Origin of the sequence: Pontibacter locisalis (assembly GCF_042684605.1) — a bacterium.
Lineage (GTDB): Bacteria > Bacteroidota > Bacteroidia > Cytophagales > Hymenobacteraceae > Pontibacter > Pontibacter locisalis.
This window is the reverse complement of the sequence record NZ_JBHULU010000009.1, coordinates 1-12,842: the sequence shown is the minus strand read 5'-3', so window position 1 is coordinate 12,842 and position 12,842 is coordinate 1. Positions and strand designations below refer to the sequence as shown.

The following is a 12,842-nucleotide window of genomic DNA, read 5'->3' as shown; positions in this document are numbered from 1 at the left end:
TTATCCCTGCGGGTCCGCTGTGGTTATTAATATTATATATTACTAGTAATCAAGAAGATCTATCGTTTTCAACTCAAACTCTGTCGTGTCTTCTTCCAAAGTATCCGGGTTCGTAACGATCAGGTCACGGGCACGACCATATAGTCTTACGTTCGGATAAAGGTTATCATATTCCTCCTGCGAAATAAGGCCTCTCCGTCGCATATGGCCTCCGATCAACCTGTAGTAGCCACTTTTCCAGCTTCGCAGGTTACCGGAGCTATCAAAGGAGGACCTGTAGCGCTTCGGACTCGGGATTATACTTGTAAGGAAAATAGCCTCCGCCAGATTCAGCTCCCATGGCTGCTTTCCAAAATAGAAGCGGGAAGCATCTTTTGCGCCATAGACATTCGGCCCCCACTCAATGATGTTGAGGTATACCTCAAACATACGATTCTTTGAAACCAGGTCCAGATTTTCTATCATCCACACAATGATAGCCTCCTCTACTTTCCTGGCAATTGTCTTCTTCCGGGACAGGAACACGTTCTTCACCAACTGCATGGAAATGGTACTACCACCACGTGCGAATTCTCCTTCTTTTATGTTTTTGATGATGGCCTGCCTGAAAGCCTCCTCATGAAATCCTTCATGCCTGTAAAATCCTGCATCCTCCGCTGTAAGAATGGCATTGCGCAGGTAAGGAGAAATCTCGCTTATCGGGCTGTAGAAAGGATTAGAAGGCCCAACATTGAACGTACGCACTGGTTTCCCATACTCATACACAGTATGTGTAAAAGTGCTGTTAATCTTCTGGAGATTCGTATTCCCCCACTCTGTTATCTTGAAATCTTTGGAAGCATCCAGGTCTGAATCAAAAACCACATACTCCACACTGTCCATGTTCAGGTGAAACTTCAGATCGTACTGTAATTCACCCTGTGCCTGTATACCTTCCAGGTTCTCAAACAGCCCTGCCGGTAAAGAATTAAAGAAGTTATTTGCCGGCATAGGCTCCGTATTTACCCTCAGGTCATAGATTTCAGCACCTTTATTCTCATAAGCAGCATAAATATTAGCGCTGGCTTCATTTACACGAACTTCTGTCAAGCTATCAATTACAAATTGATTTGGGGCAAGGCTTACTACATAATCCACAGCACTTTCCTTTACCTGTATATCTTCATCAGCTAGTTTAGGATGATTCAGCGTCAGGTTATTTATCATGGCACGCCCCTTTACAGTTAGCTTGTCTCTCCTGAACTCTTTATCTGTAAGGCTAAGGTGTAGTGTATCGAATGCCACCTCTCCATCAAATTTATCTTTCACATAAGGCAGCCGGATTCCTTTGTTATCGAAGGCATATAAGCTGGTAGAAATACGGTAATCTCCGGGATCAATTGTTCCCCGCACCCGCATGTTGTTCTGAATAGAATCTGCCAGTATGGAAACCTGAGATTCTATATAGCCATCATCCATCCGCAGATAAGGCATATTAACATCTATTGTTCGGTTAGGAGAAACATAAGAGGCGTTCAGGTTCTTGAAATCTACTTTATCCGGCACATTGTCAAAGGCTGTCTCTATCACGCGGTTCAAGAGCTTTCCATAATTTCGACCCTGCGTTGTATCAACAGGTTCCTGGGGTTCGTCCTTCTTGAAAAGGAAATCAAAGTTTGTTACATCACCGTTCTTACGGGCCGTAAGATAACCATCCGTCACCGTTAACTGCTTAAAGACAATGCGCCCCTTGAAAATGGATTGAAAGCTAATTGAAGCGTACACGCTATCGGTGGTAAAAAGCGTGTCTAGCTTATGCGGGACAAAGGAAATATCCGTAAGCACCACGGAATTCCAGTCTACAAACTCCGCGCTTCCGATATTCAAATCTGCCGGGTACTTGTTTTCTACTTTTGCAATAACACGATCGATGGTGTACTGTAAAACTCTGCTCCTAAAAATAAAGAGCAGAACAACCACTATCAGAAGAAAGGCTAGTACACCACTAGCCCAAATGAGAATTCTATTTTTCAAACGCTTGTCCAAAATATCCGCTGCGAATTAACTAATAAGATCTGTATCTAAAAAAATGATGCTCCATAATACAAAATTAAAGAAGTATTATAAGCAGACATGAGGTTATATATACATTATGAAATACTCTTTTACTTACGACAGAAATATCATTTAGATTTTTTGTCCAGCTCTCTTTAGGCAATCATAATGCCAAACTGTTTACCATTCCCACTCTTAACGCCATCAAAACACCTACAGTTCAACAACTTACACCTTAACACAATTTTACAGCCTATATCCAGGTAAAGCTACTACAGCTGTTAATAATTGGCTTAAGAAGCAATAGTGCTTATCTTTGAACAAAGAATCAATCTTACCATGAACTTAACAACACTTACAGCCATTTCGCCGGTTGATGGCCGTTACCGCCGTAATACCTTAGAGCTTGCAGAATTTTTCTCAGAATTTGGTTTGATACGCTACCGTGTTCTGGTAGAGATTGAGTACTTCATTGCCCTTTGTGAACTTCCTTTGCCACAGCTACAGCAGGTAGGAAAAGACTTGTTCCCGCAACTGCGTTCCATCTATGAAAAATTCTCGGAAGCAGATGCCCTGGAAATAAAAGAAACGGAAAAGATCACCAATCACGATGTTAAGGCTGTAGAATATTTCATTAAAAATAAGTTTGATGCACTTGGCTTGGAGGCTTACAAGGAATTTATCCATTTTGGACTGACTTCTCAGGATGTAAATAATACCGCTATTCCCCTTTCTTTGCGTGAGGCGGATGACCGGGTACTGCAACCGGCTTACCAGCGCCTTCACCAGACCTTAAGTGAACTGGCGCAGCAGTGGAAAGACGTACCGATGCTGGCACACACCCATGGCCAGCCTGCTTCGCCTACCCGCCTGGGTAAGGAGCTAATGGTATTTGCGGAGCGCCTTGAGAAACAAATGGACCTGCTTCGCCAGGTACCTTTTTCAGCAAAGTTCGGTGGTGCGACTGGTAATTTTAACGCACATCACATTGCGTACCCAGAAATAAACTGGCCTGATTTCGGCAACAACTTCGTACAGCAAGCCTTAGGTCTGCATCGCAGCCAGTTTACTACACAGATAGAGCATTACGATAACCTGGCCGCTTACTTCGATGGTCTTAAGCGCCTGAACACTATCCTGATGGATTTCTCAAAAGATGTGTGGCAGTATGTATCAATGGGTTATTTTAAGCAAAAGATCAAAGCTGGTGAAGTAGGCTCCTCAGCCATGCCGCATAAAGTAAATCCAATCGATTTTGAGAATGCTGAAGGTAATCTGGGTATTGCCAATGCACTACTGGAGCATTTAGCGGCAAAGCTTCCTATTTCCCGTCTGCAGCGCGATCTTACTGACTCTACTGTATTACGCAACATTGGAGTGCCGTTGGCCCATATCCTTATTTCACTTAAGTCTTTAGAGCGGGGTATTGCCAAACTGGAATTAAACCAGGTGGCGCTAAACAAGCATCTGGAAGACAATTGGGCAGTAGTGGCGGAAGGCATCCAAACGGTGCTGCGCCGTGAGGGATACCCCCAGCCTTACGAGGCACTAAAAGAGCTTACCCGCAAAAATGAGAAAATGACTGAAGCGCGTATACACGCCTTTATTGATACACTGCAGGTAAATGACCAGATTAGAGCTGAACTTAAGAACATCACTCCGTTCAATTATACTGGCGTCGGATTAGTATAGACATCAATAAAATGAACAAAAAAGCCCCGGCTGTACAATAGCCGGGGCTTTTTTGTTGCCTCCTTACAAATTGTCTGTAGGCTTTCTTTTCTTTCTATAACCGAAAAGCATGACCACTGCGTTAATAAGTTTGTAATTGAGCAATTGAGTTAAAGTAGTAATGGAAGAAACAAAATACCTGCCTTACGCAAACTTATTTTTACGAATTACACTGGCCTTAACTCTTCTTTCTGCCGTTGCAGATCGGCTTGGGCTCTGGGGTGAACCAGACACGCAAAACGTGATGTGGGGAAGTTGGTTTGCATATGAGGGTTATGTGCACCAGCTAATACCGTTTCTTTCCGAAGGTTTCTCAGACAAGTTAGCGCTTGCTGTTACAGTGCTTGAAATTGCTCTTGGGGCCATGCTCCTTTTTGGAGTAAAAGTACGCTGGGCCGCTATCGGAACTGGTACACTTACCATGCTCCTTGCCATAACAATAAGCATGGCAACAGGAATAAAAGAACCTATAAACAAGGCTATGTTTGTTGTTAGTGCAGCCAGCTTCTTACTGGCATGCACTCCCGTTTACAGGTGGACCCTAAATGGTATCAAGAAAAGAACTGTTTACAAACCTTACTAGCCACTAAATAGCCTAAAAATCCAAAGGCTACTTTAGATCCTGCTCCAGAAAATACTGAAGCGTGTATTTTGGATCTGATGACTGAGACGTGTTCAAAGCAGTTCTTGGCTCCACTTCAAAGTCCCCCTCATTGAAAGGTTTATAAAAGCCTACATTTTCAGCAGTATAAGGCTGTTGCTCATAAACTACTCCGGCAGCGGCTGCAAGTTCAGCCATGCTATAGTCCCGGGAACCTAACAATACTTTCACTGATTTACCCTCAAAATTCTGTTGATACAAGTACTCTGCTGCCACATACGCCACTTCATATGAAGAAATATAAGGCAGTTGGAGGTCAGGATTGTAAGGGGTGTGAAGCCCCCAATGGAGATTTTCAAAAAAGTTAGCGCTTCTAAGATGCTTTATGTTTACACCAGGTATTTTATCCAGCTCCTGCTCAAGAGCTACTAAACGTGTAGCAACTCCTCCTTTTTTGACTATGCTGTTACTTATATTAACAATATGCGTGATTTTACTGCCCTTTAAAAGTTTTCCAAGTCGGAGTGCAGTAGCAGCAGGGTCTGAAAAACAGGCATCAGGCACAGTAAGAAAGAGACTTGTTGCTTTGTTAAAAGCTTTTTCCAAGAAAGCATCATCCATAAAATCTCCTGCCCAGATATCTGCCTTACCTTCAAACTTTTTCAGGCGTGAAAAGTCTCTGCCTACCACCCCAACAGTTGCTCCTTTGGATAGCAGCTCCTGCGCAATTTTGCCACCAATGTTCCCGGATGCACCTAGCACCAGTACATACTTCTGTTCATTCATAGTTTTATTTTTAGATCTGAGGTACAAAGAAAAACTATTGATTTGTTATCACCAGTAGCTTCCGACATATACCAGTTCTACTCTGATAAAAAGCAGTAAAACTTATGCATGCAAACTACCAGGGGAGTCCATTCAGATCTATGTGCTGTGGATAAATTCTTTCCTGACTGGAAGGAGTAAGCAGCATCACGTTTGAGTCGTAAAGCTGTTTACCCTGAGGCTGATCGTAATAAAGAGTGGTATCAACTTTATACCAGTTCAACCGACTGTAGAAGGGCACCAGGGCATCTGCACAAAGTAACAGGCCAAAGGAGCATTGTAACTTATTAAATAAAATGCTCTCTGTTTCTCTAAGAACTTGGCTGGAGTAACCTTTCCCTCGAAAAGGTGGTGGAGTAATGACATTGTTTATTCCAGCAACTGGATAAGACTTACCATCCAAAGCTATGTTTCGAATTATTACCTGATAAAAAGTGACAATGGCATCGCCCTCATACTTAACAAAAACATAGTCTGGCTGCGCCCACACCCGTTCTTTTACAAAAGGTACATCACCAAACTCTACATTAATAAAATTCTGAAGCTCCGATTTGAGTTTTGGATCTAACTCTTTAGTTGAATAATATTTTATCATAGCGTCCGTACCTGATCTGCTAATTTCTTTATAGCCTCTACAAATCGACTCCAGCTAAAGTGTTTCTTATACTTTTTGATATTTTGAATAAGAACAGCTTTATCGCCTGAAGTATAAAAATTCAATATTGCCTCTGCAATTGCTTGGGGCTGCGGCTCTACCACATATCCCACTTCGCCGTTTGGTACCAGCTCTGCCAAACCTCCAACTTTTGTTACTACCATTGGCTTATTAAAATGATAAGCAACCTGCGTAACTCCACTTTGGGTAGCATGCTTGTAAGGCTGCACTACCAGATCAGCGGCACAAAAGTAATGGCGTACCTCAGCATTGGGTATAAAGTCGGCTTTCAATATGAGCCTGTCTCCCAACCCAAGCTCCTCTATCAATCTGTGGTAAGGTGTGGCGTCCTCGTAAAACTCACCTGCAACAATAAGCTTGATGCTAGTCTGCTTTTCCAGCCTCTGATCAGCCATAGCCTTTAACAGCAGGTCTAACCCTTTGTAAGCTCTTATAAAACCAAAGAAAAGTATGTAATCAATGCTGGGATCAAGGTTAAGTGCTTTACAAGCAGTTTCTTTGCTTTCCTCTACTCCGAAATTATCATAAAGCGGGTGCGGCAGGTAAAGACTTGGCTTGTGCGGCTCAAACTTTTCCAGGTCCTGCTGCACTGACCGCGACATCGTTACAAAGCCATGGCAGGAGCTAAGAAAATACTTAGTAAAAGTTAAATCTCCGGGACGTTTCTCATGCGGCACCACATTATCGGTGATGGCTAATATGCGGCTGTGCCTGTTCCGACGAACAACTCGTGCTATTGTACCTAGGGCCGGCCCCATAAAAGGAAGCCAGAAACGGAAGATTACCAGGTCGGGCTTTTGCTTACGGATATAATTACCTGCTCGCCACCAGCTAACAGGGTTTATTGAATTGATAAGAACTTTAATAGAAAGACCCTTGGGTGCAGGCTCATTGGAATACTGGCTCTTGCCAGGAAAAAGAAAAGAAGGATACTGAAGGCTAAAAGTTACAATCTCTACCTCATCACCTTCCTCCTGAAAGGCATAAGCTAGCCGTTCATTAAAAGTAGCCATACCTCCGCCCCGCAATGGATGCGCCGGCCCAACTATAATGACCTTTGCTGCCATTATTTTTTAAGCGCTCCTACCTTACCACGTATCAGGTACTCGTTTTGCTTATTTGACGCCAGAGAGATCATCTCTGCCAGGAAGCCCGCCAGAAACAGCTGCACACCAAGTACCACAGCCACCAGTGCCAGGAAAAATAAAGGTTGGTCTACAACATCTCGAACTCGGCCCCCTGAGTAAATTCCTAAAACCTTCTGTCCTATCAGCCAAATGGTTATACCTAAACCCACCACAAACATCAGAGTACCTAAGGTGCCGAAAAAGTGCATGGGGCGTTTTTTAAACCGGCTTACAAAGGTGATAGATAGCAGGTCTAAGAAACCATAGACAAAACGCTCCAAACCAAACTTAGTAGTTCCGTACTTTCGTTCCTGGTGCTGTACCACTTTCTCACCGATACGGGTAAAACCATTCCACTTAGCTATTACTGGTATGTAGCGGTGCATTTCACCATGTACTTCTATACTTTTTACCAACAGCTGGCGATAGGCTTTAAGGCCGCAATTGAAGTCGTGGAGCTGTATACCCGATAGTTTGCGGGTAGCAGCATTAAAAAGTTTGGTAGGTATGGTTTTGCTTGGGGGGTCAAATCGCTTTTTCTTCCATCCGCTTACAAGGTCGTACTTCTGATTCTTTATCATATCATACAGCGCGGGAATCTCTTCCGGACTATCCTGCAGATCGGCATCCATTGTGATTACCACTTCACCGGAGCAACGTCGGAAGCCTTCGTTCAGGGCAGCAGACTTTCCATAATTACGGTTAAAGCTTATACCCTTCACAGCATTATCTTCCGTCCCAAGTTGGTTTACTACCTCCCAGGAATGATCGGTGCTACCATCGTCTACAAGTATAACTTCATAAGAAAACTCGTGCGCATGCATCACTCGTTTGATCCAGCGCACGAGTTCAGGCAATGATTCCTCTTCGTTGAAGAGAGGAATTACTACCGAAATATCATAAGGGTATTGCATGTTCTATTCAAACTCCGGTCTGCTGTTTTTCATAACTGCAGCAATGATCAGCGACAGGATAAATCCTACTATTAAAGTTATAACGGCAGCACCGAATATCATAGTAAAAGGGCCTTGGAAATTTTCAGCGATTTTCATGCTTGCATCTATCTGCTCGTCGGATAGACCTTGCTCCAGAAGTTCCACGCGCTGCTTCTCCATCATTCGGGCCATGTAATCAGGATCAACAAATGTGGTATAAAGCCATGTGAAGATACCCGATAAAAACCCAAAGATCACAGATACCAATGAACCAATACCCAAACCCTGTCCATAAGACATGTAGCCATAGTTAATGGATTTGTACTGCTTCATCGCTAAAACTATACCAACAATCATGATAACATAACCGATACTGCTAAGAATGCGATTATCACCTAAGTCAGTCACCATTAGTATCAGGGAGTATACTATCCCTACCAGTGCAGTAATAAGGCCGTATTTAACAGCTACAGGAGTTACAGAAGGTTGTGCTTCAGTCATGTGGTTAGTGTTTAAAATGGTTAGATTTATTTACGAAAAAATACTGCTGCAATCAGCGAGAAAATCCCTCCCACAAATATCCTCCGCACAAAATCATCTGCTGCCAACATGCTAGGTGTTATAGAGCTTATTGCTCTGTATCCTTCATCATAGAGCTCCTGCCCCAAAAGCTTGATCTGCTCCTCCCTTGTTTCCTCAAGCAGTGCCCTCATTTCGGTTATATGCGTTTGCAACACCTCCGGACCAGCAACATGAATGAACAAAAAGATGAGCATCGCCGCACTAAGGGCCGTATAAAATGCCACCGATAACCCCACACGCAAACCCTTCAGGAAACCAATTTCAGAGTCATTAAACAACTTGTAGTAACGAATGGCCAGAAACAAGAAGATGGGTATAGGCAGGTAAGTTAGCCGGCCCATTTCACCAAAAGGATTAACCCCTAAAAAGAACAGCACCAGTACCAGCACAAAACATACTATACCGCACAAAACGCCATAGCGAACTCCCACCCTTATTATTGTCTGATCAAACATAGTAGCTTAATGTTCTGCTGGTTTTCACCAACATCACCTAAATTAATTTATAAATATATTAAAAAAGTTTAATGGAGCACCACCTGGGCTTTATGAATTATGCCAACAACCCGACCCTTTAGCTCCTTGCCAAAGAAAGGACTGTTTTTAGACTTAGACAACGTAGTTTCAGCTGAAGGTACCCACGTCTCCTCTGGCAGGAACAATGTCAGGTTCGCCTGCTGCCCCTCTTCAATAAGAGGTGTTGGCAAACCTACTACCTGTCGTGGCCCTGAAACGAACTTTTCAACTAAATATTCTAGTGGTAAGGTATCAGACAAAGAAGTGTGAGCTACAGAAAAAGCAGTTTCCAGATTGGAAATACCAAAATCAGCCAGGTCAAATTCCAGTTTCTTTGCCTCTACATCATGTGGCATATGCGCCGAAACAAGGGCATCTATAGTTCCATCCTGAAGCCCCTTCTTTATAGCAGCCACATCATCGGAACTACGAAACGGTGGTGCTACTTTATAATTAGTATCGAAAGGTAAGATGGTGGCATCTGTAAAGGCAGCTTGATAGCTTGCTACATCGCAGGTTACTTGAAGCCCATCCGCCTTGGCTTTACGGATAGAATCAATGGCAGCAGCTGTAGACACTAAGGAGAAATGCATCTTGCCACCGGCATAGGCTAATAGTTGCAGATCACGGGTAACTACGATTTCTTCTGCCAATGAAGGAATACCCTTCATACCCAGACGGGTACTTACCTCTCCTTCATGCATCTGTCCATTCTCGGTCAGGCGGGTATTTTCTACCTTATTCATCAGCAGGCCATCAAACAGCTGCACGTACTGCAGTGCCTTCAAGATTACGTCCGCTCCTTGAAGCGGCTTCGTTCCATCAGAAAAGGCAACTGCACCAGCCTGGTGCAGGTCGATCATTTCAGTCAGGTCTTTGCCCTGGGTCTCTACTGTAACAGCGGCAATGGGATGAAGGGTTACAGGCAAGTACTTAGATCTGTTGATCAGGTAATTAACAGCCCCTTTAGTCTGTAGCACAGGATTGGTATTTGGCAGGCAAAGCACTTCTGTAAACCCCCCTTTGGCGGCAGCGTCAGCTATGCTGTTTATATCTTCTTTATACTCTAAACCTGGCTCACCTGTAAAGGCATTTAAGTCCATCCATCCACCAGATACACATAAACCATCAAGGGCAACCACTTTATCCGCTTCCTTACTCTCGGAACCGATGTAGGAGATCACACCATTTTCTACCAGTATGTTTTGTTGCTGCAGATGATGAGCTGACTTTGGATTAAAAACTGTTACTGCTTGGAGAAGTACTTTCATTTTAGAGGAATCTAATAAGTGCTATTTCGACCATAAGGAATAACAGACACAATATTAGACAATATTTCCAAAGCTTTACGCCAAAATATCTTTTTTCGAACTCACCTTTGACAGAAAATGCATCTCCATAGTCATAAACCTTTACATTTTTAGCATTACTGACTAAAGCGCGGAGTTCATCAGGAGAATACTGGTCTAGCCTGGACTCTTCGGTACCATAATTAAAAGCTAAGGTTGCTACTGGTTTTCCTTGCCAGCTCAAAGTATAGAACCCAGCCCGATCCATGGTACCCGGAACATTAAAATATAACTTCCCACCCCGTACCTGCTGTTCCGGAATAAATGAGAGGCTGTCCTGAGACAACTCATAAACGCCCTCTTTGGCTGAAGCAGCATTCTCAACTGGTATCTGAATAGTACCGCTCCCTAAACTATACGAAAGCTGTTGTTCCTGCTTGTAGCCAGTAATTGCCATTTTGAACATAACAGGGACAAGAAGGGCATGATTTACCAAAGAATTATATTGCTCATCTAAAGGAGCAGCCATTAGATAAACTTGTCCTTCGCCCCTGTCGAACCGGGAGAGAAAAGGAGAACCTCCTCTAAATTTAAGAATATCGTCGGAGGCTCTAGACCATACCAGGCTTCTTACCGCGGCTGGCATTTTCATTTTCGGATCAAATTCAGAAAATATGCTTCTAAAGAACGGGTTATTAGGATCAGGGGCATTTAAAGTGCTTTTGTTTTGAGTTTGCTGCACGCCAGAACCATTTGCTGATATATTTAAATCTTGGAACAAAGATGAATATCCCCCTCTTTCTGCTGAAGCAGAAGGTATTACTATAAGAGAACCTCCATCCTTAACAAAGTTAGCAACTGTGGTCGCAACTGCAGGTGATAAGTTACTTATCCCATTCAGGATAATAACGTCTGAGTTAGTTACTTCAGCATAATCTATGTTTCCTGCATTATAAGAGGTAAATTCAAAAAAAGGCTCACTCTTATACAACCTCTGCAATGGGCTCTGAAGTAGGTCTGTAATTTCTGTAACCTTTATACCACTTGATGGTGTCAGGACAAAGTGATAATTATTATCAAAATCTACAGGAAAATCCTCTATCTGTACATAAGCCTTTTTGATACCGCCATCATCCAATTTGAAATTCATGACAGCTTCGGTAACCTGATTAGCAGGGAGATCTAAGCTTAAAGCTGCGACCTGACTTTCATTGATAAAAAGCTTAACAGGAACATCCTCTACAGCCTCACTGCCTGTATTAAGAACCCTGATGTGAAGCACATTGTCCGATGCAGGTCTAACAAATTCATCTTCTAAGTATACTGAGTCAACAGCAACGTTACTTTCTCCAGAGGAGGCTATAGGAACTATATGAATTTGAGTCAGGGAATCATAGGCTCCAATAAACCTAGAGCTGAAAGTGCTTTTTTGAAAGTCAGAAACTACAAATAAATGAGAAGGGTTCTTTCGCTGAGAAAGCAAAGGAAAACTGGAAGATGAAAAGTCCAATTCCTCAAGATAAGCTGCTGCATCCTCACCCTGAACAGAAGCACCATGTCTTGCTCTGTCACTAGCGGAAAGAGAAAAAGAAGTCGAAGCAGGAAAAAGATTGATAATGGCTTTAGCTCTGTCTGTTGCCGCCTCTAATACAGAGATATCTTGTGCAGCTTGCCTGCTTTGTGTACTAAAAGAGTTATCTACTACGATGGCCACATCAGAATCACCACTAGCACCTATACTTTCGGAAGCAGGAAGATAAGGCTGGGCAAAAGCAAGTACAAGAAAAGTAATGAATAGCACGCGAGCCAGGAGGATCAGTATTTGTTTCAGGTTCCGTTGACTGGCAGTGAGGTCTTTTGAGGCTTGGATAAACTTTACATTACTGAAAACAACCTTCTTTGCACGCCGGAGCTGCACAAGGTGAAGTATAACCGGTATAGCTACAGCAGCAAGCGCAAAAAGAAAAGAGGGATATAAGAAAGCCATAGCACAAGTTAAAGATGAAAAAAGCTAATAGCAAGAATAGCTGTCTGCACCTATACTTTAAAAGCTCTTCTATGGTTGAACGAATGATGGAAACGAACTGATACACGCCCTCCCGGCGCCTGCGCTTTTCTTGTTTGTCGGTGGTGTTCGGGGGGGTGGGAATGAAAAAGGGGCAGCCTCCGTTTTGGATGCTGCCCCTTTGCTGGGGTTGGCGGCCACCTACTCTCCCGGGTGTGACCCCAGTACCATCGGCGCGTCCGGGCTTAACTTCTCTGTTCGGGATGGGAAGAGGTGCTCACCGGAGCCATAGCCACCATTATCGTCGCACGATTCGTTTGCCGTGCATAATGCTTTAAAGTCAGTTAACATGATTGGGGAGAGAGCGAGTAAGCGGCGGGCCGTGTTCCGGCCTTCTTTGAGAACGCGCTCGGGCAATTAGTACCGCTCGGCTTTGCTGTCTCCAGCTTTACACCTGCGGCCTATCGACGTCCTCGTCTTGGACGGCCCTTAAGGGAGATCTCATCTTGGGGCGGGTTTCGC

General features: G+C 43.6%; 11 protein-coding genes and 2 rRNA genes. 2 read left to right on the top strand and 11 right to left on the bottom strand.

The features are described 5' to 3' along the window. Nucleotides 1–42 precede the first annotated feature (42 nt). On the bottom strand, nt 43–2,013 hold the full coding sequence (locus tag ACFSRY_RS05725; RefSeq protein WP_377503952.1) for a transglycosylase domain-containing protein: 1,971 nt from the start codon (nt 2,011–2,013) through the stop codon (nt 43–45). A gap of 360 nt (nt 2,014–2,373) precedes the next feature. Between ACFSRY_RS05725 and purB the strand changes: the two genes are divergently transcribed. After that, nucleotides 2,374–3,726, top strand: coding sequence for an adenylosuccinate lyase (purB, locus tag ACFSRY_RS05720; RefSeq protein ID WP_377503950.1), 1,353 nt, complete (start codon nt 2,374–2,376; stop codon nt 3,724–3,726). Nucleotides 3,727–3,886: 160 nt separating this feature from the next. Then, complete coding sequence (locus ACFSRY_RS05715; RefSeq protein WP_377503948.1) at nt 3,887–4,348, top strand: DoxX family membrane protein; 462 nt, start codon at nt 3,887–3,889, stop codon at nt 4,346–4,348. A 27-nt stretch (nt 4,349–4,375) separates the two neighbouring features. Here ACFSRY_RS05715 and ACFSRY_RS05710 read toward each other — a convergent pair whose 3' ends face one another. The 10 genes from ACFSRY_RS05710 to ACFSRY_RS05665 form a co-directional block, all read right to left on the bottom strand. Continuing rightward, the gene (locus ACFSRY_RS05710) at nt 4,376–5,152 is read right to left on the bottom strand and encodes an SDR family NAD(P)-dependent oxidoreductase (RefSeq protein WP_377503946.1); all 777 of its coding nucleotides are present in this window, start codon (nt 5,150–5,152) and stop codon (nt 4,376–4,378) included. 115 nt (nt 5,153–5,267) lie between these two features. After that, nucleotides 5,268–5,786, bottom strand: a complete 519-nt coding sequence (locus tag ACFSRY_RS05705) for a GNAT family N-acetyltransferase (RefSeq protein WP_377503944.1) — start codon at nt 5,784–5,786, stop codon at nt 5,268–5,270. Then, entirely contained in the window at nt 5,783–6,934 is a 1,152-nt protein-coding gene (locus tag ACFSRY_RS05700; RefSeq protein ID WP_377503942.1) for a glycosyltransferase, read from the bottom strand. The genes ACFSRY_RS05705 and ACFSRY_RS05700 overlap by 4 nt, the downstream gene beginning before the upstream one ends. Then, nucleotides 6,934–7,908, bottom strand: a complete 975-nt coding sequence (locus ACFSRY_RS05695) for a glycosyltransferase family 2 protein (RefSeq protein ID WP_377503940.1) — start codon at nt 7,906–7,908, stop codon at nt 6,934–6,936. The genes ACFSRY_RS05700 and ACFSRY_RS05695 overlap by 1 nt, the downstream gene beginning before the upstream one ends. A 3-nt stretch (nt 7,909–7,911) precedes the next feature. Beyond that, the gene (locus ACFSRY_RS05690) at nt 7,912–8,430 is read right to left on the bottom strand and encodes a DUF4199 domain-containing protein (RefSeq protein ID WP_377503938.1); all 519 of its coding nucleotides are present in this window, start codon (nt 8,428–8,430) and stop codon (nt 7,912–7,914) included. A gap of 26 nt (nt 8,431–8,456) precedes the next feature. Further along, on the bottom strand, nt 8,457–8,966 hold the full coding sequence (locus ACFSRY_RS05685; RefSeq protein WP_377503936.1) for a DUF4199 domain-containing protein: 510 nt from the start codon (nt 8,964–8,966) through the stop codon (nt 8,457–8,459). A gap of 68 nt (nt 8,967–9,034) precedes the next feature. Beyond that, nucleotides 9,035–10,297: a dihydroorotase gene (locus ACFSRY_RS05680; protein WP_377503933.1), complete on the bottom strand. Its 1,263-nt coding sequence runs from the start codon at nt 10,295–10,297 to the stop codon at nt 9,035–9,037. 1 nt (nt 10,298) lies between these two features. Continuing rightward, nucleotides 10,299–12,302, bottom strand: a complete 2,004-nt coding sequence (locus tag ACFSRY_RS05675; RefSeq protein WP_377503931.1) for a BatA domain-containing protein — start codon at nt 12,300–12,302, stop codon at nt 10,299–10,301. 206 nt (nt 12,303–12,508) lie between these two features. Further along, nucleotides 12,509–12,620 (bottom strand): 5S ribosomal RNA (gene rrf, locus ACFSRY_RS05670). A gap of 96 nt (nt 12,621–12,716) precedes the next feature. Beyond that, nucleotides 12,717–12,842: ribosomal RNA gene (locus ACFSRY_RS05665) — 23S ribosomal RNA — on the bottom strand; the annotation flags it as partial.

Coding starts and splice junctions, on each gene's coding strand:
- ACFSRY_RS05715 (WP_377503948.1), top strand. CDS start 3,887: ATGGAAGAAACAAAATACCTGCCTTACGCAAACTTATTTTTACGAATT.
- purB (WP_377503950.1), top strand. CDS start 2,374: ATGAACTTAACAACACTTACAGCCATTTCGCCGGTTGATGGCCGTTAC.
- ACFSRY_RS05700 (WP_377503942.1), bottom strand. CDS start 6,934: ATGGCAGCAAAGGTCATTATAGTTGGGCCGGCGCATCCATTGCGGGGC.
- ACFSRY_RS05710 (WP_377503946.1), bottom strand. CDS start 5,152: ATGAATGAACAGAAGTATGTACTGGTGCTAGGTGCATCCGGGAACATT.
- ACFSRY_RS05680 (WP_377503933.1), bottom strand. CDS start 10,297: ATGAAAGTACTTCTCCAAGCAGTAACAGTTTTTAATCCAAAGTCAGCT.
- ACFSRY_RS05690 (WP_377503938.1), bottom strand. CDS start 8,430: ATGACTGAAGCACAACCTTCTGTAACTCCTGTAGCTGTTAAATACGGC.
- ACFSRY_RS05685 (WP_377503936.1), bottom strand. CDS start 8,966: ATGTTTGATCAGACAATAATAAGGGTGGGAGTTCGCTATGGCGTTTTG.
- ACFSRY_RS05675 (WP_377503931.1), bottom strand. CDS start 12,302: ATGGCTTTCTTATATCCCTCTTTTCTTTTTGCGCTTGCTGCTGTAGCT.
- ACFSRY_RS05695 (WP_377503940.1), bottom strand. CDS start 7,908: ATGCAATACCCTTATGATATTTCGGTAGTAATTCCTCTCTTCAACGAA.
- ACFSRY_RS05705 (WP_377503944.1), bottom strand. CDS start 5,786: ATGATAAAATATTATTCAACTAAAGAGTTAGATCCAAAACTCAAATCG.